Origin of the sequence: Streptococcus sp. GS001 (genome assembly GCF_021595565.1) — a bacterium.
In the GTDB taxonomy this organism is placed as follows: Bacteria; Bacillota; Bacilli; order Lactobacillales; family Streptococcaceae; genus Streptococcus; species Streptococcus xiaochunlingii.
Genome location: NZ_JACSYJ010000006.1, coordinates 1 through 26,599, shown reverse-complemented (window position 1 = coordinate 26,599; position 26,599 = coordinate 1). Strand labels below are relative to the sequence as shown.

The 26,599-nt window shown below is 42.1% G+C and carries 25 protein-coding genes and 1 other RNA gene; 21 read left to right on the top strand and 5 right to left on the bottom strand.

Going from position 1 to position 26,599, the window contains the following annotated elements:
* Nucleotides 1-58: 58 nt before the first annotated feature.
* Both pbp1a and recU read right to left on the bottom strand, forming a co-directional pair.
* Nucleotides 59-2,176, bottom strand: a complete 2,118-nt coding sequence (gene pbp1a, locus H8S88_RS09485; protein ID WP_236128274.1) for a penicillin-binding protein PBP1A — start codon at nucleotides 2,174-2,176, stop codon at nucleotides 59-61.
* Nucleotides 2,177-2,770 carry a Holliday junction resolvase RecU gene (gene recU, locus H8S88_RS09480; RefSeq protein ID WP_125336196.1) on the bottom strand — a complete coding sequence of 198 codons (594 nt, stop codon included), beginning with the start codon at nucleotides 2,768-2,770 and terminating at the stop codon, nucleotides 2,177-2,179. It abuts the gene before it with no gap.
* Between the two features lie 66 nt (nucleotides 2,771-2,836).
* On the opposite strand from recU, the gene H8S88_RS09475 reads away from it, so the two are divergent.
* The 5 genes from H8S88_RS09475 to H8S88_RS09455 all read left to right on the top strand — a co-directional run bounded on the left by H8S88_RS09475 (nucleotide 2,837) and on the right by H8S88_RS09455 (nucleotide 6,839).
* Nucleotides 2,837-3,364, top strand: a complete 528-nt coding sequence (locus H8S88_RS09475) for a DUF1273 domain-containing protein (RefSeq protein ID WP_195348301.1) — start codon at nucleotides 2,837-2,839, stop codon at nucleotides 3,362-3,364.
* Between the two features lie 69 nt (nucleotides 3,365-3,433).
* Nucleotides 3,434-3,778 carry a cell division regulator GpsB gene (gene gpsB, locus H8S88_RS09470; RefSeq protein WP_006597079.1) on the top strand — a complete coding sequence of 115 codons (345 nt, stop codon included), beginning with the start codon at nucleotides 3,434-3,436 and terminating at the stop codon, nucleotides 3,776-3,778.
* A gap of 22 nt (nucleotides 3,779-3,800) precedes the next feature.
* An RNA gene (gene rnpB / locus H8S88_RS09465) (RNase P RNA component class B) lies at nucleotides 3,801-4,166 on the top strand.
* 64 nt (nucleotides 4,167-4,230) lie between these two features.
* Nucleotides 4,231-5,403, top strand: a complete 1,173-nt coding sequence (locus H8S88_RS09460) for a THUMP domain-containing class I SAM-dependent RNA methyltransferase (RefSeq protein WP_048789441.1) — start codon at nucleotides 4,231-4,233, stop codon at nucleotides 5,401-5,403.
* Nucleotides 5,400-6,839, top strand: a complete 1,440-nt coding sequence (locus H8S88_RS09455) for a cell division site-positioning protein MapZ family protein (protein ID WP_048789440.1) — start codon at nucleotides 5,400-5,402, stop codon at nucleotides 6,837-6,839. Before H8S88_RS09460 ends, H8S88_RS09455 begins: the two co-directional genes overlap by 4 nt.
* 43 nt (nucleotides 6,840-6,882) lie before the next feature.
* On the opposite strand, the gene H8S88_RS09450 is transcribed toward H8S88_RS09455, so the two are convergent.
* Entirely contained in the window at nucleotides 6,883-7,365 is a 483-nt protein-coding gene (locus H8S88_RS09450) for an S-ribosylhomocysteine lyase (RefSeq protein WP_006596848.1), read from the bottom strand.
* A gap of 270 nt (nucleotides 7,366-7,635) precedes the next feature.
* On the opposite strand from H8S88_RS09450, the gene H8S88_RS09445 reads away from it, so the two are divergent.
* From H8S88_RS09445 to H8S88_RS09385, 13 genes are all read left to right on the top strand, one after another.
* Nucleotides 7,636-9,243: a ribonuclease Y gene (locus tag H8S88_RS09445; protein ID WP_048715288.1), complete on the top strand. Its 1,608-nt coding sequence runs from the start codon at nucleotides 7,636-7,638 to the stop codon at nucleotides 9,241-9,243.
* Between the two features lie 210 nt (nucleotides 9,244-9,453).
* Entirely contained in the window at nucleotides 9,454-10,083 is a 630-nt protein-coding gene (gene gmk / locus H8S88_RS09440) for a guanylate kinase (protein WP_006596846.1), read from the top strand.
* 27 nt (nucleotides 10,084-10,110) lie between these two features.
* On the top strand, nucleotides 10,111-10,425 hold the full coding sequence (gene rpoZ, locus H8S88_RS09435) for a DNA-directed RNA polymerase subunit omega (RefSeq protein WP_006596845.1): 315 nt from the start codon (nucleotides 10,111-10,113) through the stop codon (nucleotides 10,423-10,425).
* A 62-nt stretch (nucleotides 10,426-10,487) separates the two neighbouring features.
* Nucleotides 10,488-12,878, top strand: coding sequence for a primosomal protein N' (locus H8S88_RS09430; RefSeq protein ID WP_125336198.1), 2,391 nt, complete (start codon nucleotides 10,488-10,490; stop codon nucleotides 12,876-12,878).
* A gap of 11 nt (nucleotides 12,879-12,889) precedes the next feature.
* A complete protein-coding gene (fmt, locus tag H8S88_RS09425) occupies nucleotides 12,890-13,825 on the top strand; it encodes a methionyl-tRNA formyltransferase (protein WP_048789437.1) in 936 nt (311 codons plus the stop codon).
* On the top strand, nucleotides 13,815-15,128 hold the full coding sequence (rsmB, locus tag H8S88_RS09420) for a 16S rRNA (cytosine(967)-C(5))-methyltransferase RsmB (protein ID WP_125336199.1): 1,314 nt from the start codon (nucleotides 13,815-13,817) through the stop codon (nucleotides 15,126-15,128). Before fmt ends, rsmB begins: the two co-directional genes overlap by 11 nt.
* Nucleotides 15,129-15,149: 21 nt before the next feature.
* Nucleotides 15,150-15,890 (top strand): Stp1/IreP family PP2C-type Ser/Thr phosphatase, encoded by a 741-nt coding sequence (locus H8S88_RS09415; protein WP_048691932.1) that lies wholly within the window; start codon nucleotides 15,150-15,152, stop codon nucleotides 15,888-15,890.
* Nucleotides 15,887-17,758: a Stk1 family PASTA domain-containing Ser/Thr kinase gene (pknB, locus tag H8S88_RS09410; RefSeq protein WP_125336200.1), complete on the top strand. Its 1,872-nt coding sequence runs from the start codon at nucleotides 15,887-15,889 to the stop codon at nucleotides 17,756-17,758. Before H8S88_RS09415 ends, pknB begins: the two co-directional genes overlap by 4 nt.
* A 130-nt stretch (nucleotides 17,759-17,888) precedes the next feature.
* On the top strand, nucleotides 17,889-18,584 hold the full coding sequence (gene liaF / locus H8S88_RS09405) for a cell wall-active antibiotics response protein LiaF (RefSeq protein WP_048691924.1): 696 nt from the start codon (nucleotides 17,889-17,891) through the stop codon (nucleotides 18,582-18,584).
* The gene (locus H8S88_RS09400; protein ID WP_125336201.1) at nucleotides 18,581-19,600 is read left to right on the top strand and encodes a sensor histidine kinase; all 1,020 of its coding nucleotides are present in this window, start codon (nucleotides 18,581-18,583) and stop codon (nucleotides 19,598-19,600) included. The genes liaF and H8S88_RS09400 overlap by 4 nt, the downstream gene beginning before the upstream one ends.
* Entirely contained in the window at nucleotides 19,578-20,210 is a 633-nt protein-coding gene (locus tag H8S88_RS09395; protein WP_048789433.1) for a response regulator transcription factor, read from the top strand. The genes H8S88_RS09400 and H8S88_RS09395 overlap by 23 nt, the downstream gene beginning before the upstream one ends.
* A gap of 44 nt (nucleotides 20,211-20,254) precedes the next feature.
* A complete protein-coding gene (locus H8S88_RS09390; RefSeq protein WP_125336202.1) occupies nucleotides 20,255-21,661 on the top strand; it encodes a bifunctional Cof-type HAD-IIB family hydrolase/peptidylprolyl isomerase in 1,407 nt (468 codons plus the stop codon).
* On the top strand, nucleotides 21,658-22,026 hold the full coding sequence (locus H8S88_RS09385; RefSeq protein ID WP_048715304.1) for a S1 RNA-binding domain-containing protein: 369 nt from the start codon (nucleotides 21,658-21,660) through the stop codon (nucleotides 22,024-22,026). The genes H8S88_RS09390 and H8S88_RS09385 overlap by 4 nt, the downstream gene beginning before the upstream one ends.
* 51 nt (nucleotides 22,027-22,077) lie before the next feature.
* On the opposite strand, the gene cysK is transcribed toward H8S88_RS09385, so the two are convergent.
* On the bottom strand, nucleotides 22,078-23,007 hold the full coding sequence (gene cysK / locus H8S88_RS09380; protein ID WP_048789431.1) for a cysteine synthase A: 930 nt from the start codon (nucleotides 23,005-23,007) through the stop codon (nucleotides 22,078-22,080).
* 91 nt (nucleotides 23,008-23,098) lie between these two features.
* Nucleotides 23,099-23,731, bottom strand: a complete 633-nt coding sequence (locus H8S88_RS09375) for a YigZ family protein (protein WP_048789430.1) — start codon at nucleotides 23,729-23,731, stop codon at nucleotides 23,099-23,101.
* Between the two features lie 55 nt (nucleotides 23,732-23,786).
* Between H8S88_RS09375 and H8S88_RS09370 the strand changes: the two genes are divergently transcribed.
* The 3 genes from H8S88_RS09370 to hpf all read left to right on the top strand — a co-directional run bounded on the left by H8S88_RS09370 (nucleotide 23,787) and on the right by hpf (nucleotide 26,386).
* Nucleotides 23,787-25,085 carry a DEAD/DEAH box helicase gene (locus H8S88_RS09370; protein ID WP_236128273.1) on the top strand — a complete coding sequence of 433 codons (1,299 nt, stop codon included), beginning with the start codon at nucleotides 23,787-23,789 and terminating at the stop codon, nucleotides 25,083-25,085.
* Entirely contained in the window at nucleotides 25,082-25,753 is a 672-nt protein-coding gene (locus H8S88_RS09365) for a ComF family protein (protein ID WP_048789428.1), read from the top strand. Before H8S88_RS09370 ends, H8S88_RS09365 begins: the two co-directional genes overlap by 4 nt.
* Before the next feature lie 87 nt (nucleotides 25,754-25,840).
* On the top strand, nucleotides 25,841-26,386 hold the full coding sequence (hpf, locus tag H8S88_RS09360) for a ribosome hibernation-promoting factor, HPF/YfiA family (RefSeq protein WP_006596830.1): 546 nt from the start codon (nucleotides 25,841-25,843) through the stop codon (nucleotides 26,384-26,386).
* Nucleotides 26,387-26,599: the final 213 nt, after the last annotated feature.

The window sequence follows — 26,599 nt, the reverse complement described above, 5'->3', positions numbered from 1 at the left end:
ACATAAAAAACACGATTGTTTAAGAACAATCGTGTTTTATTAATATAGTGTGGTCTAATTAGTGATTTTGCTCATTCTCTTTAGAAGATGATTCTGTGTGTTGAGAATTCTCTTCTGAGCTAGATGAACTTGAGCTGTCTTCTGTTGATTCGCTCGTTTCTTCAGCTGTATAGCTTGGCTCATAATAGTAGTAATTGTAGTTGTTCTTACCATTATTAAGATAGAGGTAGGAACCGCTACGGTATACGCCACTTGGTTGGGTCCAGTCTTCGCTACCTGATCCGTATTGCTCATACAAATACAGCATCATTTGTTTGTAGACATCCGTCGCGACTTTGATTCCATCATCTAGGACTGGAGTCAAGCGATTGGTATATCCTGTCCATACAGCCATAGAATATTGCGTGGTGTAACCCACAAACGATTCATCAGGTGTCACAATACTTGAGTAATTGTAGTCTTTGGTCAGTTTTTTTAATTCGTTGTCGGCATAGTTAGAGGTACCTGTTTTACCAGCGTGATAAAGACCAGAGATATTTGCATTGTATCCTAAACCAGCTGTGATAACTGATTTCAACATATCTGTCATCATGTAAGCTGTGGCTTCTTTCATCACTCGTGTTCCAGAGGTTTCAAAGTTCTTCGTTGTACCATCGCTAAAGACAACCCGATTCACATATTGTGGCTTGTAATAGGTACCGCCATTTGCGAAGGTTGCATAAGCAGCGGCCATTTTCTCACTGCTAGCCCCGTATTTGTTGCTAGAGTCGCTGGTATTACTTGAGATGGCATTTGCATATACCATTTCTGGATAATCGATTCCGATGCTGCTCAAGAATTTCTTAGCCTTCTTCAAACCAACTTTTTCAAGGGCCCGGACCGCAGTAACGTTACGGGATTGTTGGAGAGCATAGACCATGCTGATATTACCATAGTATTGTCTATCCCAGTTATAAATTTGCGTATTTGTACCAGGGAAGTTGTACGGTGTATCAGGAATGGTTATTCCAGTGGAGCTATATTCTTCATGTTCAATCGCGGGAGCATAATCTGAGATAGGTTTCATTGTAGAACCCCAATCTCGGTTCGTTTCGACAGCTTGGTTGGTACCGAAGGATACATTAGATGATTGATGACGGGATCCCAACTGAGCAATGACTTTTCCGTTTGTCACGTCGATGATAGTAGAAGCAACTTGCAATTCATTATCTGGATAATTGACATATTCGTCAGAGTTGTAAATATCCCATAGACGTTTTTGAGCTGCGGTATCGACGTTGGTGTAGACATCCATACCAGTTGTCAAGACATTGTAGCCTGTCTCTTCTTCGACTTGTTGGATGACTTCTTTAAGGTAGTTATCCATATAAGCAGGATAGTTGCTTGAGCCTGTCAGACTTTGTAAACCATCTGTAACAGGTGTATTGACGGCACTTTCGTACTGTTCGTTTGTAATGGACTTCATGTCCAACATTTCTTTAAGAACCAGATTACGGCGTTGGAGTGCAGCTTCCGGATTGGTATAAGGGTCGTATTGGTTGGGTGCCTGAGGCATTCCGGCCAATAGGGCCACTTGTGGCAGAGAAAGGTCCTTCAAGTCTTTTGCATAGTAGCTACGAGCAGCTGTTTGCATTCCGTAGTTTCCGTTAGACATGTAGACTTTGTTGATGTAGTAGGTCAAAATCTCTTGTTTAGTGGCTTTTTGTTCTAATTGTGTCGCAAGCCAAGCTTCTTGGATTTTCCGAGATAGGGTTTGGTCGGACGAAGAAGTAGAGAAGTAAGTGAGCTTGATCAATTGCTGTGTAAGAGTGGATCCCCCTTGGCGACCTCCGCGGAGGTTACTGAAGAAGGCTCCTCCAATACGAATAAAGTCGACCCCTCTGTGATTGAAAAAGCGGTGGTCTTCAATCGCCACAATCGCATTGACCAAGTCGGTTGGGATTTCATTTGTTTTTACGTTGATTCGTTTCTCAGCACCCAAGTCGGCAATCAGATTGTTTTGATTGTCATAGATTTTACTGGAAGTCGTTGCGATGAGGTCTTTCTCAGAAAGAGTCGGTGCTTTTGAGGCATAGTATCCAAATACCAATCCACCCAGGATAAGTAAAAGGAAAAATAAGGAAATAGCCGCAATCGCTGCATATTTTAACCACTGGATAACTGTTTGTTTGTTCATTTAATTACCGCCTAGTAGATTCTGTTCGATAATATCGAGATAAGGAACGCTTGGAAGGTGATCTGTCTCGATACGATAACCATTTTCCTGTATAAAGGTCAATGGCATAGATTTACTGCCGTGATCGATGTTGTAAAAGTCGATTAAGGAAGGAGCTGGCAGTAGATAAGTCTCATTGAGCTTTGCAAAATGCAAGAGCACAAAACAAATTCCTCCCTGTTGGACGACCGCAGCCATGTGATCAATCTGGTGCTGATGAAAGTTCTTCATCGGCATGGATTGTTTCTGCTGGGTCTCTTTTGCTTCAAAATCAATGTAGTGTCCTTTATAAACACCAGAATAGTCTGTGGTAGACGCCTGGCGAAAATAAGCTTCCACAATCTTTGCCCGACTGCGATGAGGATAGTCCACCTTTACAATCTGGATGGGTGTCGGCTTTTTATGAATCACCGCTAGCCCTCTAGAAAGGTAGTACTGATTGCTCTCATTAATCATTTTTTCAAATGTCATCCCCCGATTGGCAAAGTTTACACTTTGCTTCCTCTGGATGGGCGAAGAAGATTTCTTGCTAAGTTTGTGAGGATAGTTGACCATAATTCTCCTTATTGGTACAATTACATCACTCTATTATATCACAAAATGAAGAAGGGAGGGGAAATAATGAATAGTTTACTGATTACAGGATACAAGGCATTTGAATTGGGAATTCTGACAGCAAAGGACCCTAGACTTCCCATTATTAAAGAGGCGATTCGCAGGGATTTAGTCCGTTTTTTGGAAGAGGGCGTCAAGTGGCTGATTTTTACGGGTAATCTAGGTTTTGAAGCCTGGGCCTTGGAGGTTGCCCAGGAATTAAAAAAAGAATACGAGATACAGTTGGCCACGATTTTTATGTTTGAAAACCAAGGAGAGAACTGGAATGAGGCCAATCAAGAACTCCTTAGTCGCTTTAAGCAGGTTGATTTTGTCAAGTATGCCTATCCCTCTTATAGCCAGCCAGGCCAATTTAAAGAATACAATACATTTTTGTTAGAAAATACAGATGGCGCTTATTTATTTTACGATCCAGAACACGAAACAAATCTCAAATATCTTTACAAAATGATGCTAGAAATGGATCAGTATCATGTCAAAAGATTAAACTTTGATGACTTAAATGAAGTAGCGGAAAAAATTTACGAAAAATAAGTGATTTACCTTGATTTTTGCTCCTCATTTTTTATATAATGATTATGATTAACTAGAACGGAGAGAATGATGGCAAGTATTATTTTTACTGCGAAGGATATTTTTGATCAAGATTTCAAAAAAGAAGTTCGTGGATTTAGTAAAGTTGAGGTAAATGAGTTTTTGGATGATGTCATCAAAGACTATGAAACCTATGCTGCCTTAGTGAAGGAATTGAAAGAAGAAAACGCTCGGCTCCGTGAAGAATTAGCGAAGAAAACGAGCCAAGCAACTCCGAGTCCATCAGTTCCTGAGTCTGCTCCAAAGCATGAGTTTCCTCAGGTCACTACTACGACAAACTTTGATATTTTGAAACGCTTAAATCGTCTTGAAAAAGAAGTCTTTGGAAAACAAGTCGTTGATCGTGATTTTTAAGACATAAAAGATGAATCGTGCAATTTTTGGATAATCGCGTGAGAGCTTTCTCTCATGAGGAAAGTCCATGCTAGCACAGGCTGGGATGCCTGTAGTGTTTGTGCTAGGTGAATCCATAAGCCTAGGGACTTGATCTTCAAGTTACGGCGAGCGAACGGGCTAAGTCTTAGGATAAGTTCTACTAGCTCTGAAAGTGCCACAGTGACGTAGTTTTTAGGGAAACCTAAAAAGTGGAACGCGGTAAACCCCTCAAGCTAGCAACCCAAACTTTGGTCGGGGCATGGGATGCATGGAAACGAACATAGCATTCTGACTGGAAACAGTAGACAGATGATTATCGAAGGAAATGGTACCTAGTCATTTCTGGAACAAAACATGGCTTATAGAAAATTGCATATAGGTGGTGAGGGGGAGAGAAATCTCAACCTCCTTTTTTAAACAATGAGGAACAAATGAAAAAACAATTTGAATTAATTGCGACAGCTGCTGCTGGATTAGAAGCAGTGGTTGGGCGTGAATTACGAGAGCTCGGCTACGATTGCCAAGTGGAAAATGGACGAGTCCGTTTCAAAGGCGATGTTCGTGCAATCATCGAAACCAATCTTTGGTTGCGGGCTGCAGACCGAATCAAGATCGTCGTAGGATCCTTTCCTGCCCGTACCTTTGAAGAACTCTTTCAAGGAGTTTTTGCCTTGGATTGGGACCAATACCTCCCTTTAGGAGCGCGTTTCCCTATCTCCAAAGCAAAATGTGTCAAATCCAAACTGCATAACGAACCGAGTGTACAAGCGATTTCGAAAAAGGCAGTTGTCAAAAAGTTGCAAAAACACTATGCCCGACCAGAAGGTGTTCCTCTAATAGAAAATGGAGCAGAGTTCAAGATCGAAGTATCGATCCTTAAAGACCAAGCTACTGTCCTGATTGACACGACTGGTAGTAGCCTCTTCAAACGTGGTTATCGGACGGAAAAAGGGGGAGCTCCTATTAAGGAAAATATGGCGGCAGCCATTCTTCAACTTTCCAATTGGTACCCAGACAAGCCCTTGGTTGATCCGACTTGTGGATCAGGAACCTTCTGTATCGAAGCAGCGATGATGGCTCGCCAGATAGCACCGGGCTTGAGACGGACTTTCTCGTTTGAAGAGTGGAATTGGATCGACAATCGTCTGATTCAAGAAGTTCGCACAGAGGCTAGTAAAAAAATCAATCGGGACCTTGTCCTAGACATCATGGGAACCGATATTGATGCGCGGATGGTTGAGATTGCCAAAGAAAATGCTCAAAAAGCGGGTGTTGCGAGCGACATCACCTTTAAGCAAATGCGGGTGCAAGATCTGCGTTCAGATAAGATTAATGGGGTCATTATCTCCAATCCACCGTATGGTGAACGCTTATCCGATGATGCAGGGGTGACAAAATTGTACGCTGAAATGGGAGAGGTCTTTGAGCCCTTGAAGACTTGGAGCAAATTTATCCTGACCAGCGATGAAAACTTTGAAAAGAAGTTTGGGCGACAAGCGGATAAAAAAAGAAAATTATATAACGGAACCTTAAAGGTTGACTTGTATCAGTTCTTTGGGGAGCGGGTACGTCGACAAGCGACTAGTGAGAAAGGAAACATATGACAAAAGAAGATAAACAGCAGTTGGGCCAAGAGGCAGAGTCAGTTCTTGATTTTAAGGACGCCAAAGAGATGACGATTGGCCAAGCAAACCGCAAAGCTGAAGAAATCGAAGCAGGGGTCAAGGAAACAGATAATGTCCTCGATAAATACATCAAACAGCACCGTGACGAAATCGAAGCTCATAAGTTTGATACCATCGTCATGAAGAAGGAAATGTTGGCTGAGGCAGAGGAAGCAGCCACTGTGGATGCGACGGACCCGATTCCAAGTGAAGAGCCAGTGAAGGAAGTAGCACCGGCTGAAGTAGGTCAAAAAGAAGGCGCGTCTACTCGCATTCCAGATCCAATTCCTGGGGAACGCCCTGCAAAAATTAAGTTTGGTCCAGAGCCAACAGAACCATATGTGGATGAAGAAATTGAGATTCCTGAAGAACCGAAAAAGAGCCGGGTAAAACCAATTCTGTTTTCAGTTTTAGCTCTGACAGCAGTTGCTACGGCTAGTTGGTTGTCTTATCAATGGATCCGTAACCAGTCTAAAGGGGAAACGACAGTCGTCTCTTCTACTAGCTCATCTAGCAAGAAGTCCTCTAGTTCTTCTTCCTCAACGAGCACGAATACAGAGGCTTTGCTGAAGGATTTTAACGATCAGTATGCAGCTTTCTTTACAGATGACACGCAGACGAAGTTGAAAAATGATTCTTTTGGTAATTTGGAAAAACTAAAAGCCAGTTTAGATAAATTGAAAGACACCAAGGAATACGATGCAGCCAAAAGTAAATACGATGAATTGGTGAAGCAGGTTTCTGCTATTCAAACAGTAAACTCTCAGTTTACCAGCCCAGTTATTAAGGATGGGGCCATCGATACCAAGGCGCAGGTAAAGAGTGATGCAGTCTTTTCAGATGTGTCAACATCTAATACACAATTGAACCAATTATTGAAGGATGCAGCTTCTCAAGGACGCTCGCAACAAGTTGCGACTCCAGCACCCGTGACAGATGGTGGTGGCAGTGCTACAGGTGGAAATGCAGTTTCTTCAGGAACGGTAACCAGTCCTGCTCCTACACAAGCCCCAGCTACTGAAGGCAACACGACAGGCGGAGTGAACCCAGGCTATTCTGGCTTTGGTCTTCAAAGTACTGGTGTGCCACTTCAACGAAACTTGAGCCGGGTGCCATACAACCAAGCAACGCTTGACGATGTAAACAATCCTGCATGGACCTTTAACCCTGGTATTTTGGAGAAGATTCTGAAGATTGCCCGGGAACGTGGTCATATCGTTGGGGATCAATACATCTTAGAACGCGTGAATATTATCAACGGCAATGGTTATTACAACCTCTTTAAGCCAGATGGAACATATTTGTTTAGTATCAATGCTAAAACCGGCTACTTTGTCGGAAACGGGAAAGGCCATTCCGATGCATTGGATTATTAAGAATTAAAAAAGACTTCTCTTTGAAAGAGAAGTCTTTTGTTATTTATACGATATGGCGTGTGAATGGATCGTCAGAAATACCTTGTTCGAGAATCAATTTGCACCACTCTTTGGCAGAAAAGAGGCTGTGATCTTTATAGTTTCCGCAAGATTCAATCGTCGTTCCTGGCACGTCTTCCCAGCTTGTTGCTTCAGCAATTTCCTCTAAAGAAGATTTAATCACTTGTGCAATGGTTTTTGGATCGTGCTGACCCCACATAATCATATGAAATCCAGTACGACACCCAAATGGGGAACAATCGATCATCCCATCAATGCGCTTACGGATCAACATAGCTAATAGGTGCTCAATCGTATGTAAACCAGCAGTCGGGATAGAGTCTTCATTTGGTTGAACCAAGCGGATATCATAGTTTGAGATAACATCTCCTTTTGGTCCAGTTTCCTCTCCGATTAGGCGGACGTAAGGGGCTTTTACAGCAGTGTGGTCTAGTTCAAAACTTTCCACAATAACTTCTTTCGTCATGTATCTTCCTCAATTTCTTTTTTCTTGATTATAGCACAATTGGCGCTGGAAGAAAACACAAGAGAAGATAGTGGCAAGTAGCCGTTGAAATAGGATTCAGAAGCTTGTTTTTAGGGTGTTTTCCCGTTAGAATCAAGGGAAAGAAGCATTAGAATGATAGCAGAAATAGATTAGTTTTCGCTAGAAAATTTGTTTGTTAATTTTGTAAAAATATGATAAAATAATAAAGAATTTTTTAATTCAACTATTCATTAGATTAGGGGTAAAAACATGGAATTTGGAATTGCAATTGTTTTTGCCGCAATCATTGGTTTAGTCATTGGATATGTAGGGATCTCAGTCAAGATGAAAGCATCGAAAGAGGCTGCAGAACTTACTCTTTTAAATGCTGAACAAGAAGCAACGAATTTACGTGGACAGGCAGAGCGCGAAGCTGATTTGATTTTGAAAGAAGCTAAGCACGAGTCTAGTTCACTTAAAAAAGAAGCACTTTTGGAGGCAAAGGAAGAAGCCAGAAAATATCGAGAAGAAGTCGATGCTGAGTTTAAATCAGAGCGTCAAGAATTAAAACAATTAGAAACCCGCTTAGCGGAACGTTCGAATAATCTTGATCGCAAAGATGACAATCTTACGAGCAAAGAGCAAGCTCTTGAACAAAAAGAGCAAAGTCTTTCAGATAGAACTAAACACATTGATGCGCGTGAAGAACAATTACATGAGCTAGAAAAGAAGAAAGAAGAAGAATTAGAAAAAATTGCTTCTCTGACTCAATCGGAAGCACGTGATATTATCTTAACGCAAACAGAAGAACGACTTTCCAAAGAGATTGCGACTCGAATTCGAGAAGCAGAAGTGGAAGTGAAAGAACGTTCAGATAAAGTTGCAAAAGATATCCTGGTTCAAGCCATGCAACGGATGGCCGGGGATTTTGTGGCAGAACAGACCAACTCAACGGTTCATTTACCAGATGATGGAATGAAGGGCCGGATTATTGGTCGCGAAGGTCGAAATATCCGAACCTTCGAAAGCTTGACAGGTGTGGATGTGATTATTGATGACACTCCAGAAGTAGTCACCCTGTCTGCATTTGATCCGATTCGTCGGGAAATCGCACGAATGACCATGGAAAGTCTCTTGAAAGATGGTCGCATCCATCCAGCTCGGATTGAAGAGTTGGTAGAGAAGAACCGTTTGGAAATTGACCAACGGATTCGTGAATATGGTGAAGCAGCAGCCTATGAAATTGGCGCACCAAATCTACATCCTGATTTGATGAAGATTATGGGACGCTTGCAATTCAGAACTTCTTATGGACAGAACGTCTTGCGTCACTCCATTGAGGTTGCTAAGTTATCTGGTATTATTGCTAGTGAGCTTGGTGAAAATGCTACCTTGGCTCGTCGAGCTGGTTTCCTTCATGATATTGGTAAAGCAATCGACCGCGAGGTAGAAGGTAGCCACGTAGAAATTGGTACTGAATTAGCTCGTAAATACAAAGAGCACCCAGTTGTTGTCAATACGATTGCCAGTCACCATGGTGATGTCGAACCAGAAAGTGTCATCGCAGTCATTGTCGCAGCAGCAGATGCCTTGAGTGCAGCGCGTCCAGGTGCCCGGAGCGAGTCTCTTGAAAGCTACATCAAACGCCTGCAAGATCTTGAAGAAATTGCAAATGGCTTTGAGGGAGTTAAGACCAGCTTTGCCTTGCAAGCAGGTCGCGAAATTCGAATTATGGTCAGCCCTGAAGAAGTCAAGGATGATAAGTTGACCATCTTGGCTCATGATATCCGTGAGAAGATTGAGTCCAACTTGGAGTACCCTGGTAACATCAAGGTAACCGTTATTCGTGAATTACGTGCCATTGATTATGCAAAATAGAGCTTGTTAAAAGCCATATATAAAAAGATAGTCAGCGAAGGTGGAACAACCTTAGTTGGCTATTTTTTGTGAGTCGTGTTAAAAATGGGATAGCACAGATGAGATGGTTCATTGGTAGAGAAGTGGTTAGGGCCTTGCCTCTAGGAAAAATCTATTGAAAAATCTTTCTATTTTTGTTACACTAGATAGAAAGACAGCGAAGGAGATAAAATGGCGGATCGAGGATTATTAATCGTTTTCTCAGGGCCCTCAGGTGTTGGGAAAGGAACGGTTAGACGTGAGATTTTTGAAAGCTCAGATAATCAATTTCAATACTCAGTATCGATGACAACGCGTGCACAACGTCCAGGCGAAGTGGACGGAGTAGATTATTTCTTCCGGACACGTGAAGAATTTGAGGAGTTGATTCGTCAAGGTCAAATGCTCGAATATGCTGAATATGTTGGCAATTACTATGGGACTCCCTTGACCTATGTGAACGAAACACTCGATAAAGGGATCGATGTCTTCCTTGAAATTGAGGTGCAAGGAGCTTTGCAGGTCAAGAAAAAGGTACCAGATGCCGTCTTCATTTTCCTGACTCCTCCGGATTTGGATGAGTTGCAAGATCGTTTGGTTGGACGTGGCACAGACAGTGCTGAAGTCATTGCCCAGCGGATCGAAAAAGCAAAAGAAGAAATTGCCCTCATGCGTGAGTACGATTATGCCATTGTCAACGATCAAGTACCTTTGGCTGCGGAACGTGTCAAACGTGTGATTGAGGCAGAACATTTCCGTGTTGATCGGGTCATTGGTCACTACCAAGAAATGCTTCCCAAAGCCACTCAAGTGGTACGATAATTAGAATAGGAATTAGGTAAAAAGATTATGATGTTAAAACCATCTATTGACACATTGTTGGATAAAGTACCGTCAAAATACTCTTTGGTTATTCTTGAAGCCAAACGAGCTCATGAGTTAGAGAGTGGTGCAACTCCTACTCAAGAATTTCAATCAGTAAAATCTACCTTGCGTGCCTTGGAAGAGATTGAATCAGGAAATGTGGTGATTCACCCAGATCCAGAAGCTAAGCGTGAAGCGGTTCGTCGTCGAATCGAAGCAGAACGCTTGCGTAAAGAAGAAGAAGAGCGTAAAATTAAAGAACAAATCGCGAAAGAAAAAGAAGATGGTGAAAAAATTTAAGGTTGGGTTCGCTCAATCTTATTTTTTGCTATTTAGCGCTAGGACAGGAAGGAGGTGGAAGCATGCTAGCACAAGTCATCGTTGATGTTCCCTTGATGCAAACAGACAAGCCCTATAGTTACCAGGTACCAGAAGAGTTTTCTCCTTTCTTGGAAAAAGGAATGCGGGTGCATGTTCCCTTTGGAAAGGGAAATAGGCTCATTCAAGGGATTGTGGTTGGCCTTGAAGAGACCACTCTAGCAGTTAAAGATCAAGAATTGAAAAGTATCGTGGAGGTCTTAGACTACCAACCGGTTCTAGGAGAGGAGCAATTTTGGCTAGCAGATCAGTTGCGAAAGACGGTTTTTGCCTACAAAATCACCCTCTTGAAAGCCATGCTACCGAGTGTTTTAAATTCTTCCTATGACAAAATTCTCCATCCGACAGAACTGTTATCGCCAGAGGATCGAGAAGACATTTTTGGAACAGCGACCAGCTTGGCCTTTTCTTCTTTGGATATTGATGCTCAAGCACGAATGATGCGACTGACTCGTAAGGGAGAGCTGGAAGTAGAATACCAAGCAGTGGATCGTAAACATATCAAAACAGAAAAATGGTATCGAGTAAATCAACCCCTACTTGAAAATTTGGAAATCGCCAAGAATGCTAAGAAGCGCTTGGCCTTGCGAGACTTTGTCCAAGGTCAGGAAGAGGAAGCTCCTTTGAGTGATTTATTGGCGGAATTCTCTCGCCCAGTGGTTAACTATTTCATTGATCAGGGAGCCTTGCTTATTTTTGAAAAAGAAGTCAATCGTGCGGCTGCCTACTTTAAAGACAAAGAGTCGACAGAGGCCTTGGTTTTAAATGCTGAACAAGAACGAGCCGTTCAAGCGGTAACTCGTCAAATCGGGCAGGAATCCAAACCCTTCTTGCTAGAAGGAGTGACAGGAAGTGGGAAGACGGAGGTTTATCTCCAAATCATCCAAGAGGTGCTAGAAAAGGGGAAAACAGCTATTATGTTGGTTCCTGAAATTTCCTTGACGCCTCAAGTGACGGATCGCTTTATTTCTCGCTTTGGGGATCGGGTGGCCATCCTTCATTCAGGTCTATCCAATGGTGAAAAATACGATGAGTGGAGACGTGTTGAACGCGGAGAAGCTCAAGTGGTCGTAGGAGCGCGGTCTGCCATCTTTGCTCCTCTGAAGAACCTAGGAGCTATCATTATCGATGAAGAACATGAGGCTACCTATAAACAAGATAGCAATCCTCGCTACCATGCGCGTGAAGTAGCTTTACTTCGGGCTCAGTATCACCAGGCTGTTTTGGTCTTGGGGTCGGCGACACCTAGTCTAGAAACACGAGCCCGTGCAGGAAAAGGTGTCTATGGCTTTCTTCAATTGACCCAACGAGCCAATCCTCTTGCCCGTATTCCAGAGGTGGAAGTGATTGATTTCAGAGATTATATTGGCCAGCAAGAATCCGGAACCTATACACCTAAGTTGCTAGAAGCGATAGCAGAACGTCTGCAGCGAAAAGAGCAAGTTGTTCTCATGCTCAATCGCCGGGGTTATTCCAGCTTTGTGATGTGTCGGGAGTGTGGTCAGGTAGATACCTGTCCGAATTGTGATATATCCTTGACCCTTCACATGGATACCAAGACGATGGATTGCCATTATTGTAATTACCATAAGGCCATTCCAACAGTCTGCCCTAATTGTCAAAGTCAATCGATTCGTTATTACGGGACGGGGACCCAGAAGGCCTACGATGAGCTACAAGCAATTTTCCCAGAGGCTCGTATTCTGCGGATGGACGTTGATACTACTCGGAAAAAAGGGAGTCACGAGGCTTTGTTGGATCAGTTTGGTCAAGGACAAGCGGATATTTTGCTCGGGACCCAAATGATTGCCAAGGGCTTGGATTTCCCCAATGTAACGCTAGTCGGTGTCCTCAATGCTGATACAGCTCTAAATTTGCCTGATTTTCGCTCGTCAGAGCGGACTTTCCAACTGTTAACCCAGGTGGCAGGGCGGGCTGGTCGTGCGGATAAAGAAGGACAGGTTCTGATCCAGACCTATAATCCTCATCATTATGCCATTGAATATGCGAAACGCCAAGATTATGAAGGGTTTTATGCCTATGAAATGAAGGTGCGCCACCAGTTAGGTTATCCACCTTATTATTACACGGTAGGTTTGACCCTCTCTCACAAACAAGAAGAGGTCGTGGTTAAAAAAGCTTATCAGGTGATGGATCTGTTGAAAGCAGGTCTATCGGACCAAGTCCAAATATTAGGACCAACGCCAAGACCGATTGCTCGCACGCATAATTTATTCCATTACCAGATTCTGTTGAAGTACCGGTTTGAAGACCACTTACCACAGGTTTTAAATCAGATTTTGGACTATACTCAAGAGCGGGAAAATCAAGATCTTCGAGTCAGCATTGACAATGAACCGCAAAGTTTTATGTAGAAGGAGAAAAAATGACAAAAATATTATTTATGGGAACGCCTGATTTCTCAGCTACAGTCTTAAAAGGCTTGATTTCTGATGAATGCTATGAGATTCTAGCCGTTGTGACCCAACCAGATCGGGCAGTTGGCCGGAAAAAAGAAATCCGAATGACGCCAGTAAAAGAAGCGGCTTTAGAAGCAGGCTTGCCAATCTATCAGCCGGAGAAACTATCTGGAAGCCCAGAACTAGAAGATTTATTGGCTTTGGGAGCAGACGGGATCGTCACAGCAGCCTTTGGACAGTTTTTGCCGAGTCGTTTGTTAGAGGCGATGAAGTTTTCTGTCAACGTGCACGCTTCTCTTCTTCCAAAATACCGTGGTGGAGCGCCTATTCATTATGCCATCATGAATGGGGATAAAGAAGCTGGTGTGACCATCATGGAAATGGTCAAAGAGATGGATGCTGGAGATATGATTTCTTCTCGCGCCATCCCTATTTTAGAGGAAGACAATGTGGGAACCCTATTTGAGAAATTGGCTCTTGTCGGTCGGGATCTTCTTTTAGAAACTCTGCCAGCTTACCTTGCGGGAGAGCTTAAGCCCCAACCGCAGGATCCCCAACAAGTCACCTTCTCTCCAAATATCAAGCCAGAAGAAGAACGCCTGGATTGGACACGAACCAACCGTGAACTCTTTAACCAAGTTCGAGGCATGTATCCTTGGCCAGTTGCCCATACCTTATGGAAGGGTGAACGCTTTAAGATTTACCAAGCAAAACCGTGTGAAGGTCAAGGAAAGCCAGGAGAAATTTTAGCTCTCCATAAAAATGAAATCGTTGTTGCGACGGGTGAGGGAGCCTTAGCTTTGACCCTTGTTCAGCCAGCCGGTAAACCCAAAATGCCTGTCGGAGATTTCTTAAATGGTTTAGGACGACAACTGCAAGTAGGTGATCAATTTGGTAAATAAGATGCAGACTGCACGAGGGGTGGCCCTATCTACTCTAGGAGAGATTTTCCAGGACGGTGCTTTTTCAAATATCGCTCTCAAAAAATCCTTGGGCAAGGCAACCTTGTCAGATGTGGATAAAAGTCTAGTAACCGAAATCGTCTATGGGACGGTTTCACGCAAACTAACCTTGGAATGGTATCTATCGCACTTTGTCGCTGATCGGGACCAGGTAGATCCCTGGATCTATCATCTTTTATTGATGAGCCTCTATCAGTTCGTCTATCTGGAGAAGATTCCTCCCCATGCTGTTGTCCATGAAACAGTAGAGCTTGCTAAGCAACGGAAAAAGGGGAGCGAAAAATATGTCAATGCTCTCTTACGGAAAATGCTACGAGAGGAGCTTCCATCAATTGACCAGATAAAACGAATCAACAAACGACTTTCAATCCGCTATTCTCTTCCGGTTTGGTTGGTGAAAAAGTTGATGGACGAGTATGGTGAAGAACGGGCCATTGCGATTTTTGAGAGTCTCTATGTTCGCAACAAGGCCAGTGTTCGTGTTGTCGATCTGGATCAAAAAGAAGACATCAAGGAGCAATTGCAGGCTTCGGATTCTTTATTGGCTTCAACTGCCCTCGTAAAGGAGAATGGCTATTTTGCGGGCTCTGATTACTTCAAACAAGGGAAATTAACCATTCAAGATGAGACCAGTCAATTGGTCGCTCCGGCTTTAGAGGTCCAACCATCAGACCAGGTCTTGGATGCCTGTGCAGCACCTGGGGGCAAGACCACCCATCTAGCTTCTTATCTAGTTGATGGGCAGGTTACAGCGTTGGACTTGTACGATCATAAGCTCCAATTAATTCAGGAAAATGCGGAACGTCTGGGAGTTGCAGATAAAATCCAGACAAAAAAACTGGATGCCAGCAAGGTGTTTGAAGCTTTTGGAGCGGATGCCTTCGATAAAATCTTGGTAGACGCCCCTTGTTCTGGGATTGGTTTGATCCGCCGTAAGCCAGATATCAAGTACAATAAAGACAATGCTGACTTTGCGTCTCTACAGGCGATTCAATTGGAAATATTGGATGGAGTTTGTCAAAGTGTGCGGAAAGATGGTATAATAGTCTATAGTACATGCACAATTATAGGAGAAGAGAATTTTGATGTGGTTGACCAGTTTTTAGAAACCCATCCAAATTTTGAACTCGTGCCATTAGATCATGAACGAAAAGATATTCTGAAAGATGGCTGTATTTTAATTACACCAGAATTGTATGGAAGCGACGGTTTTTTTATTAGTCGTTTTCGAAGAATATCGTAATCTCAGGAGGATACGGACAGTATGGAAATTTCTATCTTAACCGATGTAGGTCAAAGACGGACAAATAACCAAGACTATGCAAATCAATATAAAAATAAAGCGGGAAAATCCATGGTTTTTCTAGCTGACGGGATGGGGGGGCATCGTGCTGGTAATATTGCTAGCGAGATGGCTGTTACCGATCTCGGCGCTGCTTGGGTAGCGACTGAAATCAGCACCATTAACGAAGTCAGAGAGTGGTTTGCGGAGTATCTGGAAAAAGAAAACCAGCAGATCCATCGCATTGGTCAAGATGAAGAACATAAAGGAATGGGAACAACTCTCGAAGCTGTTGCCGTTATTGATGACCAAGTCTTATTTGCGCATGTAGGGGATTCCCGAATTGGACTCGTGCGTAATGGGGAATACCATCAATTGACCAGTGACCATTCTTTAGTAAACGCCTTGCTCAAGGCAGGACAGATTACGGAAGAAGAGGCAGCTCATCATCCCCAACGCAATATCATCACCCAATCCATTGGACAAAAAGATGAATTGCAGCCGGATTTTGGTATGGTTACGGTTGAAGCGGGAGATTTCATTGTTATCAATAGTGATGGATTAACCAATATGATCTCTGGCGATGAAATCCGTGATATCGTTGTCAGTGATTTATCGATTGAAGAAAAGGCAAAAACCTTGATTCGCTTTGCGAATAATGCTGGCGGTTTGGACAATATTACAGTTGTACTGATTCGCTTTGCTGAGGAGGATATGGCATGATTCAAATCGGCAAAATTTTTGCCGGACGATATAAGATAATCCGCCAAATCGGGCGTGGAGGAATGGCAGATGTCTACCTCGCTCGGGATTTAATCTTAGATGGTGAAGAAGTTGCAGTTAAAGTACTGAGGACCAATTACCAAACAGATCCAATTGCAGTTGCTCGCTTCCAACGAGAGGCCAAAGCGATGGCAGATTTGGATCATCCAAATATCGTTCGGATCACGGATATCGGTGAAGAAGATGGCCAACAATACTTGGCGATGGAATATGTCGCTGGTTTGGACTTGAAACGCTATATCAAAGAAAATGCTCCTCTCTCAAATGAAGAAGCTGTTCGCTTGATGGGGCAAATCCTTCTTGCTATGCGCTTGGCGCACACGCAAGGCATTATTCACCGTGATTTGAAACCTCAAAATGTCCTTTTAACATCGGACGGAAATGCCAAGGTTTCTGACTTTGGGATTGCAGTAGCCTTTGCAGAGACCAGTCTCACCCAGACCAACTCTATGTTGGGTTCGGTTCATTATTTATCACCAGAGCAAGCCAGAGGATCGAAGGCTTCTATTCAAAGTGATATCTATGCAATGGGGATCATTTTCTACGAAATGCTGACGGGTCATATCCCTTATGATGGGGATAGTGCAGTGACCATTGCGCTGCAACATTTCCAAAAACCACTTCCGTCCATCATTGAAGAGAACAAAAATGTTCCGCAGGCTTTGGAAAATGTGGTGATTAAGGCCACAGCAAAGAAACTATCCGATCGCTATAAGTCGGTAGCTGAAATGTATGTCGACTTGTCAAGTTGTCTATCTTATGAACGCCGTAATGAGAAAAAATTAGTCTTTGATGACGCTTCAAAAGCGGATACCAAGACCTTACCAAAGGTGAACGTGGTTCCAAAACCGGCTCCACTTCCAACATCGGAAGCTCGTCCTGCAGTTCATGAGGACCGACCAGTGGCTTCAGAGGATCGAACAGCTCCAGTTTCTCCAAAAAATAAACCACGTCGTCGTTTGCGGACGCGCTACAAGGTCTTGTTTGTCGCCCTAGCTTTGGTACTAGCTGCCTTTGCCTTTCTTCTTTACATGAGTCCAGCCAACAAAACAGTTCCGGATGTATCTGGAAAAACGGTAGCAGAAGCTCGGGCTATCATTGAAGATCAGGATCTTCAAGTGGGAGACGAAAAAGAAGAATACAGTGATTCGGTGCTGGAGGGCTATGTAATCCGTACCAATCCAAATGCAGGAGCTCAGAAAAAGGAAAACAGCAAGGTTGATTTGGTTGTCTCGAAAGGGCCAAGCACCTTTGACATGCCGGACTATACTGGTAGGTCTAGAGAAGATGCGGAAAACGATCTGAAAACCACCTATAAGCTTTCTAGCAAGCTCATTTCGATTGAAGAAGTCGAGACCAATGAAGTGGAGCCAGGAATCGTGCTTGAGCAATCTCCTGCTGGTGGTCAAAAATATGATTTGACTTCTAATACCAAGGTTGTTCTGAAAGTATCGAAGGAAAGTAATTCGATTGAGTTACCAAGTTATGTTGGTTCTAATTATGAATTTGCTGTCTCTAATCTCGTACAGATTTACGGGGTGAAGGAAGCAAATATTGAACGGAAGACCACATCGCATCTGCCGGACGGAGTAGAAGTCTTACCAGGTCATATTGTGAGTCAGACTCCAGAAGCTCAATCGAGCATCGATATTAAAAAGACTCGCATTGTCTTAACCGTATACGAACCGAAAACAGAATCATCAAGTAGCACGAAAGCTTCAAGTAGTTCATCAGAAAGTTCAACCTCTACAACTGTAGAATCCCATTCCAATACGGAACCTTCGGCTACTACTGAACCAGAATCTTAACATGATGACCTTATAAAACCAGACCCGATCGGTCTGGTTTTTTTAGTAAAGAGAGAGTTGGAATGAATCCTTCTAGAGGCGGAAGCGAATCCTTTAGAATTTTGATAAAATAGAATGGAGAGGTTCAATTATGTGGAAGATTCAATTGTTTGTGTTTGTTGAAGCTTTGTTACTCACCATGGCTGCAATCACTATTTTGGCGGGAAATATATCTCGTATTGTCCTAATCGTGGTTCTGTGCTTGCTCCTATTGTATTATTACATTGGAAAACAGCGGAGTAATTTTCTTTTAGTGGCATCCAGCATTCTGCTGTTTTTTATTGTCATGTTAAATCCTTATGTCATTGCTGCGCTTTTGTTTGCTGTTGTCTATGCCATGCTGGTGGCTTATCCCTATTTTTACCGTGAAAACGAAGAAGTGAAGATAGATTATGAGGAAGATGTAGAAATCCGACAAGAGAAAACGCCTTGGATTGGAGATCTGCATCATTTTTCAAAGGTAAACTGCCATTTTCGTGATTTAACGATTACTCGTTTAGTGGGGCGGGATACGATCCATTTAGACGAAGTGATTGTTGTGAATCATGACAATGTCATCATCATGAGAAAGATGTTTGGCAATACGAAAATTATTTTACCGGTGGATGTGGAGCTGAGCTTGCAGGTGAATACCTTATATGGAGAATTGCGTCTCTTCTCTCAAAAACCTAGAAAATTGAGAAATGAGACAGTAAGCATGGAGACACCGAATTATCGAAGTTCCCATCGAACAGTGAAGCTTGTTATTGCGGGGATTGTAGGAGATGTGGAGGTCGTCAGAGGATGAAACGAACAGACTATCTTTTAATCTTCCTTTATACGGTTTTAATTCTAGCTGTTATTATCCATTCAATCTTTGGGCTCTTTGACTTTCAGTGGACTTATCTATTGGAAGATTTATCCAAACTGCGTGCTTTTCTGTTTATTGGTTTTGGTTTGACGGTTGCTCTGACTATTTTGATGATTCTATTGATTAAATTGATTCAATTTACAATCATGAATACCGTCCAAAAAAACCTGAGAAACTTGCTCGAAGGCAAGAAGCTAAAACTCGGAGAAAACAAAGAGATTAATGAAGAGTTTCAACGCTTGGATCGTAAGCTCAAACGCCTGACAGAAAATTTGCAACGAACAGAAAATCGGGTCATGCAAAATGAAGAAGAGATTGTAGAAAGAGAACGACGGCGAATTGCCCGAGATCTCCATGATACAGTGAGTCAAGAATTATTTGCAGCTAATATGATTTTGTCTGGTGTAGCCAGTCAGGATCAAGTTCTTCAACTGCCTAAAGTAGGGCAACAGTTGAAGGGGGTCACAGAAATTCTAAACACCGCTCAAAATGATTTGCGGATTCTCTTATTACACTTGCGGCCGACAGAATTAGAAGGTCGAAACTTGGTAGAAGGTCTCCAGGTGATTTTTAGAGAACTACAAGAAAAGAGCAATTTAGAAGTATACTTTGAACACAATGTTCAAAGACTCCCTAAAACAATTGAAGAGCATATTTTTCGTATTGTGCAAGAAGTAGTGAGCAATACACTGAAACATGCCCATGCGAAGCGCTTGGATGTTTATCTGTTGCAAACAGAACAATCTCTCCATCTGAAATTAGCAGATGATGGAGTGGGATTTGATCCAGAATCTTTGGGTGAACTAAGTTACGGTATGAAGAATATTCAGGATCGAGTAGATGACATGGCAGGAAGGATTAAGATTTTGACCAGTCCCAAAAAGGGAGTGGCTATTGATATTAAAGTGCCGTTAGTAGAAGGAGAAGATGATGAAATTATTACTAGTAGATGATCATGAAATGGTCCGATTAGGATTGAAAAGTTATTTAAGTATGCAAGACGGGATTGATCAAGTCTTAGAGGCCAGTGATGGTCAAGAGGGTGTTGAGTTAGCCTTAAAGGAGCGACCAGATGTCATCATTATGGATATTGTCATGCCCCATATGACTGGGATTGAAGCGACACTCGCAATCCTAAAGGAGTGGCCAGATGCAAAAATATTGATCCTGACCTCCTATTTGGACAATGAAAAAATCTATCCTGTCTTGGATGCGGGTGCCAAGGGCTACATGCTCAAAACGTCCAGTGCAGAGGAAATTTTACGGGCTATTCGCAAGGTGGAACAGGGAGAGTTGGCAATTGAGACGGAGGTCAGCCAAAAAGTAGAGTATCGGAAAAACCACGTGGAACTCCATGATGACTTGACCGCGCGTGAACGAGATATCTTGGCTTTGCTAACCAAGGGATATGAAAATCAACGGATTGCCGATGAGTTATTCATTTCATTAAAAACGGTCAAGACCCATGTGTCGAATATTTTGTCAAAATTAGAAGTGAGCGACCGTACTCAGGCAGTGGTCTATGCCTTCCAGCATCACTTGGTTTCTCAGGAAGATTTTTAGTCAAAAACATGCTATAATAGACAGCATACTGAATGGAGACCCACATGGATGCAAAAACACGCTACAAAGCAAAAAAGATTAAAATAGTATTTTTTGATATTGACGATACCTTACGAAATGTTGAGACCGGCTATGTTCCGGCTTCGGTCACCAGAGTATTCTCTCAATTACGAGAAAAAGGAATTTACACAGCCATTGCTAGTGGAAGAGGGATTTTTGGAGTTCCAGAAGAAATCAAGGCTCTCCAACCCGATTTCTATGTCACTCTGAATGGTTCCTACGTGATTGATCGTAAGGAGCATGTCATTTATGAAGAAAGGGTACCAAATCCACTTGTTCAGGACTTTATTGCGTGGGCTAAGCAGGTAGGGATTCATTATGGTTTGGTTGGGAGTCATCAAGCAGCTCTTTCGACTCGGACAGAAGAGATAAGTCGGGCTATTGACCCCATTTATCCAAAGCTACCAGTAGATCTTGATTTTGCTGCCAAACATCCCATCTATCAGATGTGGACTTTCGAGACTGGTAAAACAGTTGATGCCCTACCTGAGAATTTGGAGCAAAAATTGCGTTTGGTTCGCTGGCACCCAATCTCATCAGATGTTGTCTTGGATCAGCAATCAAAAGCTCATGGTGTCTCAAAAGTAGTCGAAAAATTGGGATTCAAACCAGAAAATGTCTTAACATTTGGGGATGGATTGAACGACTTAGAACTATTTGACTATGCTGGTTTAGCGATTGCCATGGGGAATGCCCAGGATGCATTAAAAGCTAAAGCAGATTATGTCACAAAAAATTTAGAAGAAGATGGCATCTTACATGCCTTAGAGGAGTTAAAAATGGTTGAAAAAGAATTGCATTTACCACAAACAAAAATGGATCAAGAAACAGGACCAATTGCGACGATTCATACCAACTATGGAGATCTGAAGATTCGTCTCTTCCCTGAACAAGCTCCGAAAACAGTGGCAAATTTTATTGCACTTGCAAAAGATGGCTACTACAATGGAGTGATTTTCCACCGCATCATTAAAGATTTCATGATCCAAGGTGGGGACCCAACTGGAACAGGTATGGGTGGAGAATCCATCTATGGAGAGTCTTTTGAAGATGAATTCTCAGAAGAGTTGTACAATATCCGTGGTGCGTTATCCATGGCCAATGCCGGTCCAAATACCAACGGTAGTCAATTCTTCATCGTTCAAAACCAACACCTTCCTTATTCTAAAAAGGAAATTGCCCGTGGTGGTTGGCCTGAAGCTATTGCAGAAATTTACGCAGAAGAAGGAGGGACTCCTCATTTGGACCGTCGTCACACAGTTTTCGGTCAGTTGATGGATGAAGCTTCTTATCAAGTATTGGATACAATTGTGGCAGTTGAGACAGGTGCCATGGACAAACCTAAAGAAGACGTGGTCATGGAATCGATTGACATTGAGGGAGAGGCATGAGAATCGGGGATAAACTCAAGGGTGTTGTGACAGGCTTGCAACCTTATGGAGCCTTTGTTGAATTAGAGACAGGGGTAACCGGTTTGATCCATATTTCTGAAATCCGCAGTGGATATATCGACAACATTCATGATATCTTAAAAATTGGGGATCAAGTTTGTACTCAGGTTATTGATATAGATGAATACTCTGGGAAGGCTAGCTTGTCCCTTCGAGCCTTAGAAGCTGGGAACAGAAAGCATTTTCGCCATCATCGTTTTTCAAATGATCGCCATAAGATTGGTTTTACTCCTTTAGCCAAACAATTACCGATTTGGATTAAAGAAAGTAAAGAATTTTTGAGTGACACTAGTCAAGGAAAATAAAAATTTATTTCTGCAGATAGAAAGAAAAGAGGCTACATCGTAGCCTCTTTCTTATTCTTGATCAAAATCGTAAAGGGTAGTTGAAAGGTAACGTTCCCCATTATCCGGTGCCAAAGCCAAGACTTTTTTACCAGCTCCAAGCTCTTTAGCGACTTCAATTGCTGCATAGATAGCGGCGGCAGATGAAATTCCAACTAAGAATCCTTCTTTTCCACCAATGTAGCGACCTAATTCTAAAGCTTGTTCAGAAGTGACGCGGATTACGCCATCATAAGAATTGGTATCCAACGTTTCTGGAATGAAACCTGCTGACAATCCTTGGATTTTATGTGGTCCAGGTTTTTCACCAGAAAGAATCGCTGATTCATCTGCTTCGACTGCATAGACTTGGACAGCTGGGTTAACTTTTTTCAAGGCATGAGAAACACCTGAAATAGTTCCACCAGTTCCAACACCACTGACGTAAGCATCCAATCCATTTGGTCCGAAAGCTTCTAAAATTTCTTGTCCTGTTGTTGCTTCATGGACTTCTGGGTTGGCGCTATTGTTAAATTGGAGGGGAAGGAAACCGTTTCGTTCTGCAGCGATTTCTTCTGCTTTAGCAATAGCTCCTTTCATTCCTTCACTACCTGGAGTTAAGACAAGTTCTGCTCCATAAGCTTGAATGATTTTTCGACGTTCAACACTCATGGTTTCAGGCATGACGATAACGACTTTATACCCTTTGGCAGCCCCGACCCATGACAAACCAATTCCTGTATTTCCGCTGGTTGCTTCAACGATAGTAGAACCAGGCTGAAGAAGTCCATCTCGTTCTGCTTTTTCAATCATGCTAAGAGCAATCCGGTCTTTAACAGATGACCCAGGGTTGAAGGCTTCTAATTTAACATAGACATCAGCAACCCCTTCAGGTACTAGGTGATTCAATTTTACAATAGGTGTTTTTCCGATTAATTCTGTAATATTTTGATAGATTGGCATACGATATACACTCCTTTGTTAGTGTATCTAGTATACCGCCAGTAAGAAGGTTTGTAAAATATAAAAAAGCTATCGATGCGATAGCCTTTTTTTATAACGGGATAGGAACTTCCACTTCCTTTAATCCCTGATCACTAATCTCAACTTTTCCATGGTAAAAATCAATCAGGTCCGCAATCACATCCTCTTTTTGCTCTTTATCTACATAGATCAGACTAAAGACAGCATCGGTGAAGTCTGTCTGGTATTCTGTTAATTGGTGAGCGGATAAAAAGTTCGCAAACTCTTGGTATTGGGGATAAGTCAAGCTAATCCCTAGACCAACCTGCTCTTTGATCTCAACGAGACCGATTTCTTTCACCGCTTGTGCGACACTGCCAGCATAAGCGCGAATGAGTCCACCGGCTCCAAGCTTGATGCCTCCAAAATAACGAGTGACAACGCAACAGACATTGGTCAGTTCGTGGTTCTCTAAAACACCAAGCATGGGCACGCCAGCAGTCCCACTAGGTTCGCCATCGTCACTAGTCCGTTTAATTTCAAATTGCTCTCCAATGACAAAAGCAGAACAATTGTGAGTTGCCTTATAATGTTCCTTCTTGATAGCGGCTATAAAGTCGCGAGCTTCCTCTTCAGTATAAACTCGTTTAACATGGCAAAGAAAGCGGGATTTTTTAATTTCTTCTTGGACGAGACCGTCCTCTTTAAAAGTCTTGTATTCCATACATTTATTTTACAAAAAAACTCTTAAAACTGCGAGCTTTTACGAATATATAAGTATGAAACTTGAAGATTGTTATGGACGTTTGTTCACCCAAGACCAACTGGAGGATGACCTGCTTGAGCAGGCTCAGCAACTACCAGCTATAGTGCAGGAAAAGACGGCGTTGATTTGTAATCGGTGCGGAACCCAGATTGATAAGGCTAGATGGAAACTACAGATAGGAAGCTACTATTGTAGAACCTGTATTCAATTAGGAAGAGTTAGGAGTGACCAAGCACTCTACTACTTTCCCCAACAAGCCTTTCCGCAAGAAGAAGTCTTAAGATGGCAGGGCACCTTAACTCCCTTTCAAAGTCGGGTTTCCCAGGAGTTGGTTCAATCCTTGACAGAAAGCAAGCCAATGATGGTACACGCGGTAACAGGAGCAGGTAAAACGGAAATGATGTACCAAGTGGTGGCGGAAATGATTAAAAAAGGGACATGTGTATGCATTGCTACACCAAGGATTGACGTGTGTATTGAATTGTATAAACGGATGACGCTGGACTTTTCCTGTCCCATCTCCTTGTTGCACGGTGATTCAGATCCTTATTTTCGAACGCCTCTTGTCATATCCACTACTCATCAACTACTAAAATTTTATCAAGCTTTCGATCTCCTCATAATCGATGAAGTCGATGCCTTTCCTTTTGTTGACAACCCCGTTCTCTATCAAGCAGTTTCAAATGCCGTAACCAAGAATGGGAAGCTCATTTATTTGACGGCTACCTCCACAGAAGAATTGGATAAAAAGGTCAAAAAACAGGAGATAAAACGCGTTAGTCTACCTAGACGCTTTCATGGTAATCCCCTTGTGGTCCCTAAAAAAGTATGGTTAAAAGATCTACGTAAAAAAATAGAAAAGAAACAAGTGCCAACGAAGTTGCTCAAGCTAATAAAAGAACAACGGAAAACCTCCTTTCCCCTGATCCTATTTGTATCAGAAATCGAATTAGGAGAAAAAATCCTCAGTCTATTAAGAAGGGCCTTCAAGAATGAGATCATCGAACTGGTAACCTCAAAAACGGATAATAGGTTGGAACTGGTAGAAAAATTTCGCAATCAAGAAATCACTATACTTGTGTCAACGACCATTCTCGAACGGGGGGTCACCTTCCCTAAAGTAGACGTGTTTGTGATTGAGGCCAACCATCGATTGTTTACCAAGAGCGCTCTGGTTCAAATCGCAGGTCGTGTGGGAAGAAGTATGGAAAGACCCACAGGGGAATTACTATACTTGGCAGAAGGTAGTAGCAAAGAGATGACGCAAGCTATTAAAGAAATAAAAGAAATGAATCGGGAGGCAGGTTTTTGAGTAATTGTTTGCTATGTGATGAAGAGATTTCCAATCAAGAATCCTTAAAGAGCCTGATCCTAATGAAAAAGGATAATCCAACAATGTGTGACAACTGTAAAAACAAGTTTGACCCAATTAGTGAAGCTAGTTGCAAGACTTGTTGTAAAAAAAGCACAGAGACTTTTTGTGAAGATTGCCAAGAGTGGAAACGAAAAGGAAAGAAGGTAAACCATAGAGCGCTTTACTATTATAATGAAGAAATGAAGGAATATTTTCAAAGGTACAAATTTCAAGGTGACCAATTGTTAGCTTGTCTCTTTGCTGAAGAAATGAAGGCAGAGCTAAAAAAATATAAAGGCTATACCATAGTTCCCATACCTTTGAGCGATGAGAGAAAAGAGAAGAGAGGCTTTAATCAAGTAACAGCCATATTAGAATATGCAGGGATTCACTATCAAGACCTATTGAGAAAAAAGGATACAAAGGCCCAATCACAAAAAAATAAAAAGGAAAGATTGAAAGCAGAACAAGCCTTTGAACGAATAGAGCCAGAAAATCAAAGCTGGCCTGAGAATATAGTGATAGTGGATGATATCTATACAACAGGAGCAACCATCGAAAGAGCCAAAGAAATGTTAATTGTAAATGGGGTGAAAGAAATAAGATCTTTTTCATTAGCAAGATAGAATAATCAAAAATATATTTGCAAAAACAAAATGAAAGCGTTATAATATAGATATAAAAAGAAAAACGTTTAGAAAGAAGGTACTTATATGATTAAATATAGTATCCGTGGTGAAAACCTAGAAGTAACAGAAGCCATTCACGACTACGTCGTTTCTAAACTCGAAAAAATTGAAAAATATTTTCAAGCAGAGCAAGAATTGGATGCCCGCGTAAACCTAAAAGTTTATCGTGAAAAAACTGCAAAAGTTGAGGTCACGATTCCACTTGGTTCCATTACACTTCGTGCAGAAGATGTTTCTCAAGATATGTATGGATCAATCGACTTGGTAGTTGATAAGATTGAACGTCAAATTCGAAAGAATAAAACAAAAATTGAAAAGAAAAATCGTAGCAAATCTGCAACCAGCAAAATCTTTACAGACGCTCTGGTTGAGGAAAGCGTTGCTCTTGAAAAAGTTGTCCGCACAAAAACGATTGACATTGAACCAATGGAACTAGATGAAGCCATTCTACAAATGGAACTATTGGGACATGATTTCTTCATCTACAAAGATGTGGAAGATAATACAACAAATGTTATTTATCGTCGCGAAGATGGAGATGTAGGACTTCTTGAAGTCAAAGAAAAATAAGCTAATACACTAAGAAAGCTCCTGTAGAACATACAGGAGCTTTCCTATGTTAAAGGAAGATAAAGTTTCTAAATAAAAAAACAACAAAAAATTTAAAAAAATAGAAAAAAGATATTGACAAGGACATATGGACGTGATATACTAATATAGTTGTCGCGCGAGAGCGACAAAGACCTTTGAAAACTGAACAAGACGAACCAATGTGCAGGGCAC